General features: G+C 53.8%; 13 protein-coding genes. 12 read left to right on the top strand and 1 reads right to left on the bottom strand.

From position 1 onward, the window contains the following. Nucleotides 1–26 precede the first annotated feature (26 nt). The 11 genes from ilvB to ACFPMF_RS23115 all read left to right on the top strand — a co-directional run bounded on the left by ilvB (nucleotide 27) and on the right by ACFPMF_RS23115 (nucleotide 16,362). Nucleotides 27–1,778, top strand: a complete 1,752-nt coding sequence (gene ilvB, locus ACFPMF_RS23165; protein ID WP_379849572.1) for a biosynthetic-type acetolactate synthase large subunit — start codon at nucleotides 27–29, stop codon at nucleotides 1,776–1,778. A 96-nt stretch (nucleotides 1,779–1,874) separates the two neighbouring features. After that, entirely contained in the window at nucleotides 1,875–2,408 is a 534-nt protein-coding gene (gene ilvN, locus ACFPMF_RS23160; RefSeq protein ID WP_379849570.1) for an acetolactate synthase small subunit, read from the top strand. 35 nt (nucleotides 2,409–2,443) lie between these two features. Next, entirely contained in the window at nucleotides 2,444–3,583 is a 1,140-nt protein-coding gene (locus ACFPMF_RS23155) for a hypothetical protein (RefSeq protein ID WP_379849568.1), read from the top strand. A gap of 40 nt (nucleotides 3,584–3,623) precedes the next feature. After that, entirely contained in the window at nucleotides 3,624–4,667 is a 1,044-nt protein-coding gene (gene ilvC, locus ACFPMF_RS23150; RefSeq protein WP_379849566.1) for a ketol-acid reductoisomerase, read from the top strand. Nucleotides 4,668–4,787: 120 nt separating this feature from the next. Beyond that, complete coding sequence (ilvA, locus tag ACFPMF_RS23145; protein WP_379849564.1) at nucleotides 4,788–6,056, top strand: threonine ammonia-lyase IlvA; 1,269 nt, start codon at nucleotides 4,788–4,790, stop codon at nucleotides 6,054–6,056. A 96-nt stretch (nucleotides 6,057–6,152) separates the two neighbouring features. After that, on the top strand, nucleotides 6,153–7,556 hold the full coding sequence (leuC, locus tag ACFPMF_RS23140; protein ID WP_379849562.1) for a 3-isopropylmalate dehydratase large subunit: 1,404 nt from the start codon (nucleotides 6,153–6,155) through the stop codon (nucleotides 7,554–7,556). 13 nt (nucleotides 7,557–7,569) lie between these two features. Beyond that, nucleotides 7,570–8,169 (top strand): 3-isopropylmalate dehydratase small subunit, encoded by a 600-nt coding sequence (gene leuD / locus ACFPMF_RS23135; RefSeq protein ID WP_379849560.1) that lies wholly within the window; start codon nucleotides 7,570–7,572, stop codon nucleotides 8,167–8,169. Between the two features lie 115 nt (nucleotides 8,170–8,284). Beyond that, nucleotides 8,285–9,355, top strand: coding sequence for a 3-isopropylmalate dehydrogenase (gene leuB / locus ACFPMF_RS23130; RefSeq protein WP_379849558.1), 1,071 nt, complete (start codon nucleotides 8,285–8,287; stop codon nucleotides 9,353–9,355). 40 nt (nucleotides 9,356–9,395) lie between these two features. Next, nucleotides 9,396–10,535, top strand: coding sequence for a 2-isopropylmalate synthase (locus ACFPMF_RS23125; protein WP_379849556.1), 1,140 nt, complete (start codon nucleotides 9,396–9,398; stop codon nucleotides 10,533–10,535). A gap of 109 nt (nucleotides 10,536–10,644) precedes the next feature. Then, nucleotides 10,645–11,487: a 50S ribosomal protein L11 methyltransferase gene (gene prmA / locus ACFPMF_RS23120; RefSeq protein ID WP_379849554.1), complete on the top strand. Its 843-nt coding sequence runs from the start codon at nucleotides 10,645–10,647 to the stop codon at nucleotides 11,485–11,487. An 84-nt stretch (nucleotides 11,488–11,571) separates the two neighbouring features. Then, nucleotides 11,572–16,362: a hypothetical protein gene (locus ACFPMF_RS23115; protein ID WP_379849552.1), complete on the top strand. Its 4,791-nt coding sequence runs from the start codon at nucleotides 11,572–11,574 to the stop codon at nucleotides 16,360–16,362. Here the strand turns inward: ACFPMF_RS23115 and upp are convergent, their stop codons facing one another. After that, on the bottom strand, nucleotides 16,363–17,007 hold the full coding sequence (gene upp, locus ACFPMF_RS23110) for a uracil phosphoribosyltransferase (protein ID WP_379849550.1): 645 nt from the start codon (nucleotides 17,005–17,007) through the stop codon (nucleotides 16,363–16,365). 206 nt (nucleotides 17,008–17,213) lie between these two features. On the opposite strand from upp, the gene ACFPMF_RS23105 reads away from it, so the two are divergent. Continuing rightward, nucleotides 17,214–18,932, top strand: a complete 1,719-nt coding sequence (locus tag ACFPMF_RS23105; protein ID WP_379849548.1) for a hypothetical protein — start codon at nucleotides 17,214–17,216, stop codon at nucleotides 18,930–18,932. Nucleotides 18,933–18,940 lie beyond the last annotated feature (8 nt).

Here is an 18,940-nt window from a genome sequence, read left to right as displayed (position 1 = left end):
GTACTATTCTTTAAACAGACAATACAATGAATACAACGGTCAGTGAATTAACAGCCGAAGAACCCCAACCGGCCGCCCAGTTGCTCAAACCCCTGACGGGATCCGAAGCCCTGATGCAGGCGCTGGTGGAAGAGGGCGTGGAAACCATTTTTGGGTACCCCGGTGGGGCTATTATGCCGGTCTACGACGCTTTGTATGATTATCAGGATCGTCTGAATCATATTCTGGTGCGGCACGAACAGGGAGCGGCCCACGCTGCCGAAGGCTACGCCCGCGTCACGGGCCGGGCCGGCGTCTGTCTCGTTACCTCCGGACCGGGTGCGACGAATCTGGTGACCGGTATTGCCGATGCCCAGATTGATTCAACGCCGATGGTGTGTCTGATCGGGCAGGTGGCAATGAAGCTGTTGGGGACCGATGCGTTTCAGGAAACCGACGTGATTGGCGTCACGATGCCCATTACGAAATGGAATTACCAGATTACCAGCGCCGACGAAATTCCGGAAGTGATTGCGAAAGCCTTTTATATCGCGCAGTCGGGTCGTCCGGGGCCGGTGGTTATCGATATTACGAAGAACGCGCAGCAGGAGTTGATGACCAAACCGTTCTCGTACCAAAAGTGCGAGAAGGTAATCAGCTACCGCCCGCGTCTGGTGCCAAAGCAGGATCAACTGGAACGGGCCGCCGAACTGATCAACAAGGCAAAAAAACCGTATATGCTGGTTGGTCACGGGGTGCTGATTTCCAAAGCGGAGCAGGAACTGAACGCGTTTATTGAAAAAACCGGGATTCCGGTCGCGACGACCCTGCTGGGACAGTCGGCGGTGTCGGCAGACCATCCGTTGTATGTCGGCTGGCTGGGAATGCACGGCAACTACGGCCCCAACGTCATGACCGACCAGTGCGACCTGCTGATCGGCGTCGGGATGCGGTTCGACGACCGCGTCACGGGCAATCCGGCCTTGTTTGCCCGGCAGGCCAAAATAGTGCACCTGGAGATCGACCCGGCTGAAATCGACAAGATTATCAAAGCCGACGCGCCGGTGATTGGCGATGCTAAGGAAATTCTGACGCGCCTGATGCCCCTGGTCAACGCGAATGATCATACGGCCTGGCGGAACGAATTCCGGAAATACGACGACATCGAGGACGAAAAAGTTACCCTGCCCGCGCTGGCACCGACGACCGAAAAAATCAAGATGGCCGAAGCCATTGATCTGCTGTCGAAAAAGACCCGGGGCGAAGCCGTGATGGTGGCCGATGTGGGCCAGCACCAGATGATGACCTCGGCGTACTACGAGTTCAAGAAACCGCACAGCCTGGTTACATCGGGCGGTTTGGGCACGATGGGCTTTGCGCTTCCGGCGGCTTTCGGGGCCAAAGTGGGCGATCCGAGCCGCGAAGTGATTGCGATCATCGGCGACGGTTGCTTCCAGATGACGATTCAGGAATTGGGTACCATCGCCCAGAATAAATTACCGGTCAAGATTATCATCCTGAATAACAACTATTTGGGTATGGTTCGGCAGTGGCAGCAGTTGTTCCACAACCGCCGGTATTCGTTCGTGGAGTTGCAGAACCCGGATTTCATCACGATCGCCAAAGGCTTCGGCGTGGCAGGGCATACCTGTGCGAAACGGGAAGATCTGTCGGCCTCACTCGATACCTTGCTGGCGTCGGACAAACCGTATCTGCTGGAAATCCTGGTCGAAACTGAAGAAAATGTCTTTCCGATGGTTCCCGCCGGAACCAGTGTGGCCGACATCCGGCTGAGTTAGCATACCTACGGACCGGGCCGCGTAGACTTGAGTCCGTGAAATTCTAATAACTCATTGAGTGAGTAAAAACACGGACTCAAGTCCGTGGGTACTGAGATGAACAAATACACCATTTGCATATTCACCGAAAATACGATTGGGCTGCTCAATCGGATTACGATCATTTTCACCCGCCGGCGGATCAACATTGAAAGCCTGACCGTTTCGGAAACCGAACGGAAAGGGGTTTCGCGGTTTACGATCGTGATCCGGCACGATTCGCGCGAAGCGGTTGAAAAACTGGTTCGCCAGATTCGGAAAATCATTGAAGTGATGGCGGTTTTCGGGTACCTGGACGATGAAATCGTGTCGAACGAAATCGCGCTGTTCAAGATCGAAACCCCGCTGGGGTCGAAACCGCTGGACATCGAATACATCAACAAGCACTTCAACGCCTGGGTGGTCTACTGGCAACTGGATTACGTCGTGATCGAAAAAACCGGGTCGGAAAAGGAGATTTTCGAGTTTTTCAGTTACATCAGACCCCACGGGATTCTGGAATTTGTGCGGTCGGGCCGGGTGGCGGTTGGCAAAACCGAGAAGGGACTGGTCGAGTATTTGCCTGAAAATGAGTGGGCGTATTATTTATAGAAATGCGATATTTGCGGCTGGATTAACAAGCGTTCATGCAACAACCACCGTCTTTAGCCGCACCCATCTATCGTTTTGAACACTGGTTATCCGCTTTTCTGGATAATCGATTCTGGAAAATTCGACTGATTGGGCTGGCTCTTTTGATTTCCATCGGCAGCTTTCTGGTCCTGAACAGCATTTTCATCGACCGCGGATTTCGCTACCTATACGAGGAAATGATCCAGCCGGGCAAGCTGGACGGCTTTTTCTGGGACGACATTATCCGGCAGAGCGAGCACATGTTTGAGCCGAATACGTACGAACCGGGTACGCACGAGGCCAACCAGACGTTCCGGCTGACGATTCCGATGCTGGTGTATTTTTTTCGGCTGGGGGTCGCCAAATTGTATCTGTTGCAACTGGTGCTCGGTTTCGTCTATCTGTGGGCCGTAACCGGGATTGCCAATAAAGTTTTGAAGGACAAAGTCCTGACGTTTTATTTCCTGACGGGCTTTACGGCTATTTACGCCGGTATCGCCTTTTTTATCGGGTACTTTGGCCATTGCGACGGCTACGTGTTCTGTTTTATGGCGCTGGCGCTGTATTTCCGCAATCCGTTGCTGGTCATTCTGTTCTCGCAGCTGGCCTTCTGGTGCGACGAGCGGGCATTGATTAATTCGTCCTACATCGGTTTGTGGTATTTGTTACCGGTGCTGCAAACGGTTGTCAAAACCCGCAAGTTCGAAGTTCGGCAGATTCCGGCTCCGCTGGTGGCGCTGGTTGTCAGTGTGCTGCTGTACGGGGCGGTTCGGAAATGGCTGGAGCTGACCTACGGCATGACAGTCGGACACGACGCGTCGTGGTCGGCCCGGACGCTGGCCTGGAGCATGAGTTACGTGGGCGATAAAATGGCGCGGGGGCTGGAGGGTATGTGGCTGATTTTGCTGGCGGCTTTCTGGGCGCTGGCGGTTCGGCGGCAGTGGCTGGAACTGGTGTTGCTCGGTGGCGCCTGGACCTTGACGATGGTGGTGGCGGTGTTAGTCGCCGATGGAACCCGGTCGCTTTCGTTCGGTTTTATGATGTTCTTTTTTGCGATGGCGATTATACAACGGTATTTGACAGGCGGCCAATTGCGGCTTTTACTGTTGAGCAGTATCGCGATTTCGCTGCTGTATTCCATCAATTTTCCGTAAATCCGTATTCAATTTTAATTCATAATAAACAAGTCAGACAATGGCAAAAATTAACTTCGGCGGAGTTGAAGAAGAAGTCGTAACCCGCGAAGAATTTCCTCTCGAAAAAGCCAGAGAAATCCTCCAAGATGAAGTCATCGCCGTGATTGGTTACGGTGTGCAGGGTCCCGGCCAGTCGCTCAACATGCGCGACAACGGTTTCAATGTAATCGTTGGTCAACGCAAGGGCAAAACCTACGACAAAGCGGTGAGCGATGGATGGGTGCCGGGCGAAACCTTGTTTGAAATTGAAGAAGCCCTCGAAAAAGGAACCATTATTTGTTTCCTGCTGTCGGATGCTGCTCAGATCGAGCTGTGGCCGACCGTGAAAAAATACCTGACCGCCGGCAAATCCCTGTATTTCTCGCACGGTTTCGGCGTAACGTATAAAGATCAGACGGGTATTGTTCCGCCCGCCGACGTGGATGTGTTCCTGGTGGCGCCGAAAGGCTCCGGAACGTCACTGCGCCGGATGTTCGTCGAAGGCAAAGGGTTGAACTCCAGCTTTGCGATCTACCAGGATGCTACCGGCAAAGCCCGTGAAAAGGCCATCGCGATGGGAATCGGCGTCGGGTCGGGTTACCTGTTCGAAACGAATTTCTATAAAGAAGTTACGTCTGACCTGACCGGCGAGCGCGGTACGCTGATGGGCGCCATTCAGGGTATTTTTGCGGCTCAGTACGAAGTATTACGTGCCAACGGCCACTCGCCGTCGGAAGCCTTCAACGAAACCGTTGAAGAATTGACGCAGTCGCTGATGCCGCTGGTGGCCGAAAACGGCATGGACTGGATGTATGCCAATTGCTCGACGACCGCACAACGCGGAGCCCTCGACTGGTGGAAACCGTTCCGGGATGCAACCAAGCCGGTTTTTGAACAACTGTATAATTCCGTAAAAGCCGGTGAGCAGGCAAATATCTCGATCACCCGCAACTCCCAGCCGGATTACCGCGAAAAACTGGAAGAAGAACTGAAAGAACTGCGCGAGTCGGAAATGTGGCGTGCCGGTACGGCCGTTCGCAGCCTGCGTCCGGAGCGGAACTAGGAGTCCCAGTGGTCGGGGAGTTGGGGAGTGAATTTTAAAGTTTTCGGCAATTTGAGTAACTTTAACGTTCCATACCGGCTCCTGAACTCCCCGATCCTTTAACAGTAAACCTTTTGAAACGTGGTAGAAGCGGAGAAAACAATCACCTTTCCGGACGTAGACAACATCTATCTGGCGGCTGAACGGTTGCGGAGTGTGGTAGCCCATACGCCTTTGCAGGAAAATCTGAACCTGTCGGACAAATACGGGGCGACGATTTTTCTGAAACGCGAAGATTTGCAGGTAGTACGGTCCTACAAAATCCGGGGCGCGTACAACAAAATGGCCAGTCTGCCCGCCGAAGCCCTGGCAAAAGGCGTCGTCTGTGCCAGCGCCGGGAATCACGCGCAGGGGGTAGCCTATGCCTGCCGGAAGATGGCCGTGAAAGGGGCGATTTTCATGCCGACGACTACACCGAATCAGAAAGTCAAACAGGTCAAGCTGTTCGGGCAAGCGTTTGTTGAAGTGGTTTTGGTGGGCGATACGTATGACGACGCGTACCATGCCGCCATCGACTACGTCAATGCGCACGACAGCATCTTCGTTCACCCCTTCGATGATTTGCAGGTCATGGAGGGACAGGGAACCGTTGGTCTGGAGATTTTCAAAGATTCTAATTTCAAGATTGATTACCTGCTGATGGCCATTGGCGGGGGCGGTCTAGCATCGGGCGTTTCGACGGTTTTTCGCCAATTAAGCCCGAAAACCAAGCTGATTGGCGTCGAGCCACTGGGGTCGCCTTCCATGAAGGTGTCCATCGACGAAGGTCACATTGTGGCGCTGGACGAAATCGATAAGTTTGTGGACGGAGCCGCCGTCAAACGCCCCGGCGAAACGACCTTCGAAGTGTGTCGGCAAAATCTGGACCGGGTTCTGCTGGTACCGGAAGGAAAAGTGTGCACCACGATCCTGCAACTGTACAACGAAGACGCCATTGTGGCAGAACCCGCCGGTGCGCTGACCATTGCCGCGCTGGACTTTCTGAAAGACGAAATCAAGGGCAAGAATGTGGTCTGTCTGGTCAGCGGAGGCAATAACGACATTACACGGACGGAAGAAATCAAGGAGCGGTCGCTGCTCTACGAAGGGCTGAAACACTATTTCATCATCCGGTTTCCGCAACGGGCCGGGGCCATGCGCGAATTCCTGAGCGATGTGCTGGGAGAAACCGACGACATTACATTATTTGAATATTCCAAGAAAACCAACCGCGAACGTGGTCCGGCGCTGGTCGGTATCGAGTTGAAACACAAAGCGGATTTTGAGCCGCTGCTGCAACGCATGCGGGACGCCAAAATCCATTTTGAATACCTGAACGACAAGCCGGATTTGTTCGAGTTCCTGATTTGATGCATCGCATTCGGAACCAGCGGGAAGCATTGTTAGTGATTTCTTTGTGTTCTGTTTGACGCCGGGGAAATATAAACTAAGTAAGAAACTATAGCCATGAGTCAGCCCACAACACTTTTCGATAAAATCTGGGATGCCCACGTCGTCAAGGCAATGGACGGTGGACCGGATGCGGTTTTTATCGACCGGCATTTTATTCACGAAGTAACGAGTCCACAGGCTTTCGACGGGTTGCGGAAGCGGGGAATCGGGGTTTTCAACACCGCCCGGACAACGGCCACCGCCGACCACAACGTGCCGACGAAAGACCAGCATCTGCCCATCAAGGAAGCCCTTTCGCGCCATCAGGTGGAAACTCTCCGGAAAAACTGTGCCGAATTCGGCGTTGAACTCTACGATCTGGGCCATCCGTTTCAGGGCATTGTGCACATCATCGGCCCCGAACTGGGTCTGACCCTGCCGGGCATGACCATCGTTTGTGGCGACAGCCACACCAGTACACACGGGGCGCTGGGTAACATTGCCTTCGGGATTGGTACGAGTGAGGTGGAACAGGTGCTGGCTACCCAGTGTATTCTGCAATACAAGCCCAAGCGGATGCGGATCAACATCAACGGGCAGTTGGGGAAAGGCATTTCATCGAAAGACATCATTTTATACATCATTTCGAAAATATCGGCCAGTGGGGCTACCGGTTATTTTGTCGAATACGCGGGCGATACGATCCGTGGTTTGTCGATGGAAGCCCGAATGACGATCTGCAACATGAGCATCGAAATGGGGGCCCGGGGCGGTTTGATTGCGCCGGACGAAACCACGTTCGAATACATTCGCGGCCGCCAGTTTGCTCCGCAGGGCGAAGCCTTTGAACAAGCCGTTGAGCATTGGCGGACGCTGAAAACCGACGAGGGGGCCGAGTTTGATCTGGAACTGAACTACAAAGCCGAAGATATTGGCCCGATGATTACCTACGGAACCAACCCCGGAATGGGCATCTCCGTGGATAGTCACGTGCCGAATCTGAGCGAAATACCGCAAAGCGAGCTGGCTTCCTATACCAAATCACTGGCGTATATGGGCCTGGAACCGGGCATGGAGCTGGTGGGCAAACCGGTCGATTATGTGTTCATCGGTTCGTGTACGAACGCCCGGATCGAAGATTTGCGGACCGTGGCTGATTTTGTGAAAGGCAAGCGCAAAGCCGAAGGGGTCGAAGTCTGGATTGTGCCGGGTTCGGTGCAGGTGTCCAATCAGGCCAAAGCCGAAGGCCTGGACCAGGTGTTTCTGGAAGCCGGTTTTGAACTGCGCGAACCGGGTTGTTCAGCCTGTCTGGGCATGAACGAAGACAAGGTTCCGGCGGGAAAATACTGCATTTCGACGTCGAACCGCAACTTTGAAGGCCGGCAGGGACCGGGTGCCCGGACATTCCTGGCTAGCCCGATCATGGCGGCAGCCGCTGCGGTAACCGGAAAAGTGACGGATGTACGGGAATTGGTGTAAATAACGATTCAGAATGAGCAAAGAAACCATGCATAAACTCGTCTCGACGGCGGCTCCCCTGCCGATTGAGAACATTGATACCGACCAGATTATTCCCGCGCGGTTCCTGAAAGCCACTACGCGGGAAGGCTTCGGCGATAACCTGTTCCGCGACTGGCGCTATAACGCCGATGATACGCCCAAAACCGGCTTTGTCCTGAACGATCCGACCTATGCCGGGGCGCAGATTCTGGTGGCCGGTAAGAACTTCGGGATGGGCTCCAGCCGGGAACACGCGGCCTGGGCGCTGCACGATTACGGTTTTAAGGTGGTGATCTCCAGCTTTTTCGCCGACATCTTCCGGAACAACGCGCTGAATAACTTCGTGTTGCCCGCCCAGGTTTCGGATGCATTTCTGACCGAGATCTTCAAGGTCATTGCCGCCAATCCCAAAACCGAAATCACGGTTGATCTAGTCAATCAGGAAATTGTGCTGGAAAACGGCCAGAAAGAATCATTCGCCATCAACGCCTATAAAAAGCAGTGTTTGATGAACGGATACGATGATATTGATTACCTGTTGAGCCTGAAAGAAGAAATCAAACAATACGATCTAGCCCACGCGTCTATTTAATGAGTGAAAGGGCGAAATAGCGAAAGGGTGAAGGCTCGGCTAGCTATTTGCTTTCTGCGAAGCTTTTTACTCTTTCGCTCTTTCACTCTCTCGCTCATTCACTCATTGAAGAGGAATGAAGAAACATATTGTAGTCATCGCCGGCGACGGCATTGGTCAGGAGGTCACCACCGTTGGGAAACAGGTTTTGGACCGCGTTGCCGAAAAGTTCGGGCACGAATTTACGTACGACGAAGCGCTGATCGGCCACGCGGCCATCGAAGCCACCGGAAATCCGCTACCGGAAGAAACCGTTACCAAATCGAAGCAGTCGGACGCCATTTTGTTCGGGGCCGTTGGGCACCCGAAATACGACAACGATCCGTCGGCGAAAGTCCGCCCCGAGCAGGGGTTGCTGGGTATCCGCAAAGCGCTGGGCCTCTACGCAAACCTGCGCCCCATCAAGCTGTTCGATGAACTGTTGCAGGCGTCGAGCATCAAACCGGAGTTTCTGCAAGGGGCCGACATTCTGTTCTTTCGGGAATTGACGGGCGACGTCTATTTTGGCGAAAAAGGTCGGAAAGACGAAGGGGATACGGCCTACGATCTGATGATTTACAGCCGCTACGAAGTCGAACGGATTGCCGTCAAGGCCTTCGAAGCCGCCATGACCCGCCGGAAAAAACTGTGTTCGGTCGATAAAGCCAACGTCCTGGAGTCCTCGCGGCTCTGGCGCGAAGTGGTGCAGGAAGTGGCTAAACGCTATCCCGAAGTCGAGGTCGAACACCAGTTTATCGATGCAGCCGCCATGTTGCTGATTAAAGACCCCCGGCGGTTTGATGTCGTCGTGACGGGTAACCTGTTCGGGGATATTCTGACCGACGAGGCTTCGCAGATTGCCGGTTCGATGGGCATGCTGGCGTCGGCTTCTATTGGCGATACCACCGGCTTGTACGAACCCATTCACGGTTCGGCGCACGACATCACGGGCAAAGGCGTTGCCAACCCGCTGGCGTCGGTATTGTCGGCGGCTCTGATGCTGGAGATTTCGTTTGGCCTGAAGGCCGAAGCCGAAGCCGTGGTCAATGCCGTCGATCAGGTGCTGAAAGCCGGTTACCGAACCCGTGATATTGCGAATGCCACCACACCGGCCGACCGTATTTTAGGTACGCAGGCGATGGGAGAGCAGTTGCTTTCCAAACTTTGATCACGCGAGAAAACACTATCCCAAACATTCTTTATCAACCATGAGCCAACGGATTTATATTTTCGACACCACCCTGCGCGACGGCGAGCAAGTGCCAGGTAGCCAGCTGACTACGGATGAAAAAATTGTGGTGGCGAAAGAACTGGAACGTCTCGGTGTTGACGTCATCGAAGCGGGTTTCCCGGTTTCAAGTCCCGGTGACTTTCAGTCGGTCGTTGCCATTTCGAAAGCCGTTACCGAACCGGTGATCTGTGCGCTTTCGCGGGCTAAAAAAGAAGATATCGATGCGGCTGGCGAAGCGTTGAAGTATGCCAAACGGGGGCGGATTCATACGGGAATCGGTTCGTCGGATATTCACATCCGGAACAAATTCAATAGTACCCGCGAGCAGATTCTGGAACAGGCCGTGGCCGCCGTCAAGCACGCCCGCAGCTACGTGGAGGATGTGGAATTCTATGCGGAAGATGCCGGACGCGCCGATCTCGCGTTTCTGGCTCAGTTGACCCAGGCCGTAATTGCTGCCGGGGCAACGGTGGTTAATATTCCGGATACGACCGGTTATTGTTTGCCCGACGAATACGGGAACAAAATCAAGTACATCTACGAGCACGTGTCGAACGTCCACCAGGCCACGATCTCGATTCACTGCCACAACGACCTGGGTCTGGCCACGGCCAACACCCTGGCCGGTATCCAGCACGGAGCGCGTCAGGTGGAAGTGACGATCAACGGAATTGGCGAGCGGGCCGGTAATACTTCGCTCGAAGAAGTGGTGATGGCCTTGAAAGTGCACAAAGAACTCGGTTTTGAAACCGGGATCGACGCCAAACGGCTGTATCCGGTGAGCCAGTTGGTGTCGGAAATGATGCGGATGCCAGTGCAGGCCAACAAAGCCATCGTGGGCCGGAACGCCTTCGCCCACTCGTCGGGCATTCACCAGGACGGTTTCCTGAAACACGCCGAAAACTACGAAATCATGACCCCGCAGGAAGTGGGTGTACCGAAATCGTCGATTGTGCTGACGGCCCGCAGCGGACGTCACGCGCTGAAACACCGGCTCGAATTGCTGGGTTTCCGGTACGACAAACCGACGCTCGACAACTTGTATAAACGCTTCCTGGACATGGCCGATATCCGGAAGGAAGTCAATGACAAGGATTTGATGGAGTTGATTCGATAAATTTTATAAATCCTTTATAAACCTGTCGGGTCATTCAGACTCGGCAGGTTTGCACAACCCCTAAAAGGACAGACCCGTAAGGCTCGTCCTTTTTTTGTTTCTTTACAGGATGAATTATACCGAACTCCAACTGACGGTTTCGCCCGATTATACCGATATTCTGATGGCCGAGCTGGCCGTCTTAGGTTTTGAATCCTTCGTAGAAACCGACGAAGGCCTGAATGCCTATATTTTAGAACCCGATTTTGACGAAACCGCCCTGCAGGCGGTGATCGATAAATACGCCGGTCAAACCGCAATAGCCTACCAGATCAATTCGTTAGAAAAAAAGAACTGGAATGAAGAGTGGGAGCGGAATTACCAACCCATTGAGGTTCAGGGTCAGATTCTGGTTCGGGCTTCGTTTCACGAATCGAAACCGGACTTCCGGTACGATATCGTGATCAATCCAAAAATGTCGTTCGGAACGGGCCACCACGAAACCACGGCCATGATGCTCGAACACCAGTTGAGTGTCGATGCGGCCGGAAAAACCGTATTGGACGTGGGTTCCGGAACCGGTATTCTGGCGATTCTGGCAGCTTTGCAGGGCGCCGAACGGGTGGTTGCTTTCGACATTGAAGAATGGGCCGTGGAGAATGCCCGCGAAAATACCGCGTTGAACCAGTGTTCAGGCATCGACGTGTTTCAGGGAACCATTCATGAGGTGAATCCGGACGAACGGTTTGATATTGTGCTGGCCAACATTAACCGGAATGTGTTGTTGGACGATATCCCCGCCTATGTCCGGCTGATGAAACCGGAAGGAACCTTGCTGGTGAGCGGTTTTTATGAGCAGGATGCCGCGGATATTGAAGCCAAAGGACGGGCCGAAGGATTGATAAAAACCGGGCAATTATCCCAAAATAACTGGGTTTCAATAAAATTTGACAAACGTACCCACGGACTTTAGTCCGTGTTTTTCAACCAGCTATTCACGTAGTTGGCCCAAAGCGGACGAAACGGGACATCCGCCAGCGTGGGTATGAACGATGCTATGAACAAGGTATACCGCATTTTAGCCAGCTTGCTGTTCGTGGCAACGGCGGCCGGGGCGCAAACCGTCAAGCTGTCGGACAATCCCGAGCAGTTTCTGACGGATTTACAGAAGCTCATGAACCCGGGCGGGGCCTATACCCAAAGGGCCGAAAAAAACCTGGAATCGCTGTTTACGGAAAACCGCCTGTCGGCTCCGCAGAAAGAGCGGGTCATGGCCCTGAGCCGGAAAATGAATGCCAAACGCTACCAGCCCGCCCAGCAATTTGCCCCTTTTTACGAAGCACTGTATCAGTTGTTGACCACCCAGCAGGCCAGTCCTTCCGAAGTGGACAACTACCTGACGGTGGCCGAGCAATCGTTTGAAAAATACGACGCCAAAACGCTGGCAAAAGTCCTGGAAACCATTCGATTATTTGCCGAAAAGCGGTTTTTGTACGCCAGTAATTACAATAAACTCTACGCCAATGGTGGCACGTTTTCGTTGCGGATCGCCGACCAGACGGCCAATGCGATAGCGACTCTGGACAATCCGGTTCCTCAAAAAACACCGGCGCCCGTCGTAAAAGATTCCGATGGCTGGGATTTGCCGCTGGATTCGACCGGAAAAGCGATGCCGTTTCTCTCGGGCTTTGACAAAAAACCGATGCCGGCGCTGACCGGGCCGGTGCTGGAAATCAAAGGAGCCGATTTGGTCCTGATCACCGCGTATGATTCGGTGGCGCTCAAAAAAACCGATGGTGCCCTGATGCTGAAAGAGGGCGTCTGGGTCGGGAAGGGCGGGACGTTTTCCTGGGAATCGGCGGGGCAACCGGAAACGTTCGTCACGCTGGCCGATTACACCTTTGCCATCAATAACCCCAAATTTTCCGCGGACGATGTCACGCTGATGTTCAAACCGCTGGCCAAACCGGTCAAGGGAAAGTTTGAGTTCGACAGCAAAAAACGGACGGCCAATCAACCTACTTCGTACCCCCGGTTTATGTCGTGGACGAGCGATGTGATGCTGAACAACCTGGGCCAGGGCATCACCTACCGGGGCGGTATTGCCCTGGCCGGAACCCGGCTTTACGGATCATCGGCGGATGGGCAACCCGCTCTGTTGCAGGTCAGTTTTAAGGGAAAACCGGCGTTCAAAGCCAGCAGCCGCCGGTTTGAATTTGCCGACTCGGTCATTTCAAGTCCACTCGCGGCTTTTACAGGGTATATCGACACCGCCGATACGCTCTATCACCCCGGCGTCACGTTCCGGTACGACAATGCCACCGGCATTGCGCGGCTGGGTAAAGCCGAAAAGTCGGGGTATTCAGACACCTATTTCAGCGACAGTTACCATAAATTCTACATCCAGCCGGAAGTGGTTCGCTGGGATCTGCCCCGTCAGAAAGTGGATTTTTACCAGTTAGCGGCTAAAAAGGAAGTGCCGGTGCGGTTTGAATCCTTTGATTTCTTCTATCCCGAACGCTATACGGGGATGTCGGCCGATTACGGTTTTCATCCGTTGCAACTGGCGGCCAATTACATTACCGTCAAGAAAACGCAGACGTTTTTTGCCGACGATCTGGCAGCGTACGCCAAAATGAACCCGGCCACGATGCGAAGCGTCCTGAACCGCATGGTGGCGCTGGAGTACATTGACAAGAATCCCAAAACGGAAGAGATGCGCTTAAGCCGGAAAGGCGTGTTGTACGTGCTGGCCAATGCGCGCAAAAAAGATTACGACAACTTTCTGATTCGTTCGACCTATCCATCCAACGACAGCACGACCAACGCGACGATCAACCTGACGGACAAATTCCTGACGATTCGGGGCGTGGAGCGATTCAGCATCAGTGATTCGCTGAAAATCACCGCCGTACCGTCGGACAAAACCCTGCGGATCGGCAAAAACCGGGCGTTTACGTTAACCGGTCAACTGAAGTCCGGCAACATGCGGTATACGGGCCGCGATCTGGGTTTCAATTACGACCAGTTTTCGATGAATATGACCAAAATCGACTCGATCACGTTTACGCCCCAGGGCAAAAATCAGGAGATTGGGGGGGATATTCAGTACGAAAAACCGGGTACGGTTTTTCTGGCCGACAAAGGCAATAAGTCGGGGCAGCAGAAAGACCGAAAGACGACGCAGCGGCTGGTGATGCCGGAGGGGATGACGGTTTATTTTAACCAGCCGAACCGGGGAAGTCTGATTTACAACAAGAATGTCTACTTCAAAGTCCCGGCCGTGGACAACGACAGCCTGGGCAAAGGGGACATTGCGTTCGACGGAACGTTCTATTCCGACGGCATTTTTCCGCCCATCAAAACCACGCTCAAGTCGATGCCCGACAATTCGCTGGGTTTCGAGCATACCGCTCCGGCAGCGGGCTATCCGCTCTACGGCGGTAAAGGCAACCTGAAATTTACCGGCAAACTGGTCATGGACCGGAAAGGGCTGCGGGCCGAAGGGGTGATTTCGCACCTGAATGCGTCGCTGCCGGCGAAAGATATTCTGATGACACCGGATTCGGTGCTGGCCTCGGGCGAGACGGGACAGATTCGGGAAGGACTCGCCGGTAAGGCGTATTTTCCGGCGGTGGCGCTCAAAAACTACAGCATGAAGTGGTATCCGAAAGCCGACAGCATGAAGATTTCCACCAAAGCCGATCACTTCAGTTTTTACAACGGAACCACGAACCTGAAAGGCGATCTGCTGGTTCGGTCGGGCGGGTTGTTTGGAAAAGGGACCGTGAAGCGGGCGGATTCGGAAGCGCAGTCGGAAAATCTTAAATTCAACAAGGAAGGCTTTACGGCGGATGATGCCCAGTTCCGGGTCATGTCCGACAAACAGGGCGGTTCGACGAAACCGATGTTGCTGGGTACGAAAGTCGATGTGGATTTCAATCAGGTAAAAGGCGTCGTCACCATTGCGACGAATAACGCGTCGGCCACCTCGATCGACGATACGCTGCACTCCAGTCTGGAATTCCCGAATGCCGCGTATAAAACCTCGATCAGCAAAGCGCAGTGGAACATTGCCGCCAAAACCATTACGATGAAGGCCGCCAAAACGTCCACGTTTACGGCCACCGCTGAAGAACAGGAGGGGCTGACATTCAACGGAGCGTCGGCGGTGTATGACGTGGAAAAAGCCACGCTGAACGTCAGCGGAGTACCGTACGTAACCTCCGCCGATGCCCGGATTTACCCGGAAAAAGGCCTGATTACGATCAAGCGGAACGGCGAAATGATGCCGCTCAAGAATGCCCGGCTGGAACTGGACACCACCAGTTTATTCCACAAACTGAAAGGCGGTAATATTCAGATTCAGTCGCGGACCCGGTTTGCGGGCGAAGCGGTCTATCAGTTTGCGGCCGCCAAAGGCGATACCGCCAGCATCAAGATGGGGAGTTTTGAGCTGAAAGAAGCCGGGCCGGTCGCGCTGGCGTCAAACAACCGGAATGCTGGTCGGCGGGGTAAAAACGGAGACGAACTGGCGAAAACCTACTATACCGTGGCGCGTGCTGACGTGGACGAGCGGGATAATGTGATGCTGGCTCCCAAGGTGCAGTTCAAAGGCAGCATTACAATGATGGCCCCCGAACAGGACCTGAAGCTGGAAGGCGCGATCAAAATGGCGCTGAAAAAACGCCCGAAACTGGTCAGCGACTGGATTCCGATGAAGGAAAAAATTGGTGAAACCTTCAGCATTACCGTCGATCAAAACCTGAAAAACGACGGCAATCAACTCCTGACGGCCGGTTTGCATTTCCGGGGTGGTGGAGCCGCCGGGCTGTACCCGACGTTTTTATCGACGAAGGAAAATGACAAGGACGACGACCTGTTCCGGGCCACGGGTGCCATGACGTACGACGAAAAAGATAAAGTTTTCCGGATTGTGAAGAAAGATGCTGCCGGCCTGGAGGACGTCGAAGGGGCCTTTACGTTCAACGATGCGACGGGCGTCATGAATTTTCAGGGCGTCGTGAACGTCATGAATACCGGTGGCAGCGGTTCATCGCCCACTAACCTGGTGTTTGCCGCCGGAACGGGCCGGGCCAATGTCGATAGCACTACGTTGCGGCTGAACGCACTGGTCGGATTTGCTTTCCCGGTTCCCCAGCCGGTGAATGCGGCCATTGCTGATAAGATCGTAAAAGCGAATCTGGACGAAAAGAACGACGAACCCGCCGACGATGATCTGGACCGGCTGACCCAGAAACTGGCGGCCCTGATCGGGCAGAAGGCAACGGATGTTTACCGGACCAAAGCCCAGAATCAGCACGTTTCGATCACCCAGGCCGCTCCTAAATTTGTGGCTTCGCTGGTGCTATCGAATGTTAACCTGCGCTGGTCGGAGAAATACAATGCCTTGTACAGCGTGGGGCCGATTGGGGTGTCGAACGTGGATAACGTCGATATCAATGCCGAAATGGAAGGATTTGTCGAAATCCGGAAAAGCGACGGGGGCGATGAAGCGACCATTTATCTGGAGGCCTCGCCGGATACCTGGTTTTACTGGAATTATAAAGCAGGCGGGGGCGCCACCGCTCAACTGGCGTTGCTCACCTCGGATCAGGAACTGAACGACCGGATTATGGCGGGCAGTAAAGCAGGGGCTAAAACCCTCTCCATCATCACGGCGGATGCATTCGAGAAAAACCAGTTTACGGATCGCTACCTGGATCAGTACAAGACGAAGGAGAAACCCAAACCGCAGCCCAAACCGGCGGCTGGCGTTAAAGAAGCACCGAAAAAAGTAGTGGAAAAGAAAAAAGAGAAAGAAGACGACAAGAAGGAAGGCTTCTGATCAGATTTTCTCCCCAAACGCCAGATCCCCCGCATCGCCCAGACCGGGAACGATGTAGTAATGCGAATTCAGCCGTTCGTCGATGGCGCCCAGCCAGAGGTGACACTGGGGCATTTTTTCCTGCACATACCGGACGCCCTCGGGGCTGGCGAGTACGGCGGCAATGTGGGTTTTGGCGGGTGTTCCAAACCGCAGCAGCGCGTGGTAGACTTTCTCCAGCGAACGGCCCGTGGCCAGCATCGGGTCCATCAGAATAACGGTTTTGCCACTCAGGTCGGGGCTGGAAATGTAATCCATGGCGACTTCAAACTCTTCGCTGACGGGGAGATACCCACGATAGGCCCCAATAAAGGCGTTTTCGGCCCGGTCGAAATAATTCAGAAAGCCCTGGTGAAACGGCAGGCTGGCCCGGAGAATGGTGGCCAGTACGGGCGGTTTTTTAATCATCGGCGTCGCCGATACGCCCAGTGGGGTTTGCACCTTTACGATCTGGAACGACATCGATTTGGAGATTTCGTAGGCCATTAGTTCCCCCAGCCGTTCCAGGTTGCGACGAAAACGCATCGGATCTTTCTGAATGGTTACATCACGGAGTTCGGCAATAAACTGGTCGGCAAGGGAAGGCTGGTCGGCGAAAACAAACATAGGGGCTTTTTCAGCGTAATTTAAAGGGAATGTGTCGGATAATCCAAACCCTTTCCCTAATTTGTGCTGCGAATCCACATGATGTTAGTGGGCAACCGTCCGGTATTGCCCGTGTGAAGTTTCCAATGAGGAATATTTTTACAACTGGGATAGCTTTGGTTTTGCTGGCGTCGGGCTCGGCGCGAGCTCAAAGCCAAAAGATACCTTTGAATAGTGATTATTACCACCTGATCGACCGGCTGGAGATCAAACAGGGGCAGTGGGCCGACGGTTTTCACAGTTCCGTAAAACCGTACAGCCGCCAGTCCGTCGTTCAGCTCACCGACAGTATTCTGGGCGATCCGTTTGTTCGGTTATCACCCGTCGATCGCTTCAATGTCCGTTATCTGCGTGACGATAGCTGGGAGTGGGTCCCCAAGGCTTACCCGGATTCGGTACCGCTGCTGCAACTGCGTACCTCCGAATTAAGTCCCGGCCAGAAACAACCCGGCGACAGCCAACAGAGCTGGGGGCCATTCTTCAAGAAAAAGAGCGATTTATACAGTTTCCAGAACGACGATTTTGACATTCACGTCAATCCGGCGGTGGACTTCAGCTACGGATTCGAATCCAATTCCGGCCCGGTTGGCAAGTCATTCAGTCCGTACGTCAACTCCCGGGGTTTTGAAATCCGCGGCAGCATTCGCAAACGGCTGAGTTTTTATACTTTCCTGTCCGATAATCAGGCTATGTTTCCCCGGTATATCTGGGAATATGGCATGCAGTACACCACGGACTCCAACCAGGGTTTTGCTCCTTTTGAAGCCTTTACCAAGCGCCTTGGGGTGAGCGACAAAACTCCTTTTGGCGGGGCGGATTTTCTGTCTGCCCGGGGCTATATTACGTTTAATGCCTTAAAAATCATCAATGTCCAGTTTGGGCACGACCGTAACTTTTTCGGCAATGGCTACCGGTCGCTGTTGTTATCCGACAACAGCTCGCCGTATCTGTTCCTGAAAATAACCACCCGGCTGGGCCGGTTTCAATACACCAACCTGCTGGCCGAATTCCAAAACCGCCAGCAACCGCCCGGCGCTTATGAACAGCTTAATCCGCAGAAATACACGGCCATTCACCACCTGAGCGTCAACATTGGCAACCACTTTAACCTCGGATTTTTCGAAGCCGAGGTGTACAGCCGTAGCCAGCTGGAGCTGAATTATTTTAACCCGATTATCTTCTATCGCTTTATCGAATCGTACCGGGGCAGCGCCGATAATGCGCTCGTTGGTCTGGATTTCAAGGGCAATTTTGCCGGTCATTTTCTGGCGTACGGCCAGCTTATGTTCGACGAATTCAAGTTGAGCGAACTGCGGGCGGGCAAGGGTTCCTGGGTCAATAAGTTCGCGATCCAGACCGGACTCAAATACATCGATGCGTTCAACATTCCGAACCTGGATTTGCAGGGCGAAATGAATCTGGCGCGGCCCTATACCTATTCGCACCGCTCCGGCCAGACCAATTACGTGAATTACAACCAGCCGGTGGCGCACCCGCTCGGGGCCAATTTTCTGGAGGGCCTGGTCCTGGTGCGGTATCAGCCGATGGACCGCTGGAACCTGAACGGAACCTTTGGCCTCATGATGTACGGAGCCGATCCGCCGAACCGTAATTACGGCGGAAATGTGCTGCAACCGTACGAAAGCCGGGTCGAGTGGCCCAATCAGGCCCAGGCCGGAACCGGGCATTATATCGGACAGGGGCGTAAAACCCTGGTTTCGTACGCCGACGTTCGGCTGTCATTCATGTTGAAACACAACCTGTTTATCGACTTTCAGCAAATTCTCCGCAAAAGCGACAGCCAGGCCGAACGACTGAAATACAATACGTCATCGACTTCCCTGGCCATCCGCTGGAATTTGCCTTACCGGACCCTGGTTCTCTAACCGCCATC

The sequence above is a fragment of the Larkinella bovis genome, from assembly GCF_042655385.1.
In the GTDB taxonomy this organism is placed as follows: domain Bacteria; phylum Bacteroidota; class Bacteroidia; order Cytophagales; family Spirosomataceae; genus Larkinella; species Larkinella bovis.
The sequence above is the reverse complement of the archived record's forward strand: the minus strand, read 5'-3'. Positions and strand labels throughout refer to the sequence as shown.

Excerpts from the sequence above, each read along its gene's own strand:
- ACFPMF_RS23155 (WP_379849568.1), top strand. The coding sequence starts at position 2,444 with ATGCAACAACCACCGTCTTTAGCCGCACCCATCTATCGTTTTGAACAC.
- ilvC (WP_379849566.1), top strand. The coding sequence starts at position 3,624 with ATGGCAAAAATTAACTTCGGCGGAGTTGAAGAAGAAGTCGTAACCCGC.
- upp (WP_379849550.1), bottom strand. The coding sequence starts at position 17,007 with ATGTTTGTTTTCGCCGACCAGCCTTCCCTTGCCGACCAGTTTATTGCC.
- leuB (WP_379849558.1), top strand. The coding sequence starts at position 8,285 with ATGAAGAAACATATTGTAGTCATCGCCGGCGACGGCATTGGTCAGGAG.
- ilvB (WP_379849572.1), top strand. The coding sequence starts at position 27 with ATGAATACAACGGTCAGTGAATTAACAGCCGAAGAACCCCAACCGGCC.
- leuD (WP_379849560.1), top strand. The coding sequence starts at position 7,570 with ATGAGCAAAGAAACCATGCATAAACTCGTCTCGACGGCGGCTCCCCTG.
- ACFPMF_RS23125 (WP_379849556.1), top strand. The coding sequence starts at position 9,396 with ATGAGCCAACGGATTTATATTTTCGACACCACCCTGCGCGACGGCGAG.
- ACFPMF_RS23115 (WP_379849552.1), top strand. The coding sequence starts at position 11,572 with ATGAACAAGGTATACCGCATTTTAGCCAGCTTGCTGTTCGTGGCAACG.
- leuC (WP_379849562.1), top strand. The coding sequence starts at position 6,153 with ATGAGTCAGCCCACAACACTTTTCGATAAAATCTGGGATGCCCACGTC.
- prmA (WP_379849554.1), top strand. The coding sequence starts at position 10,645 with ATGAATTATACCGAACTCCAACTGACGGTTTCGCCCGATTATACCGAT.
- ilvN (WP_379849570.1), top strand. The coding sequence starts at position 1,875 with ATGAACAAATACACCATTTGCATATTCACCGAAAATACGATTGGGCTG.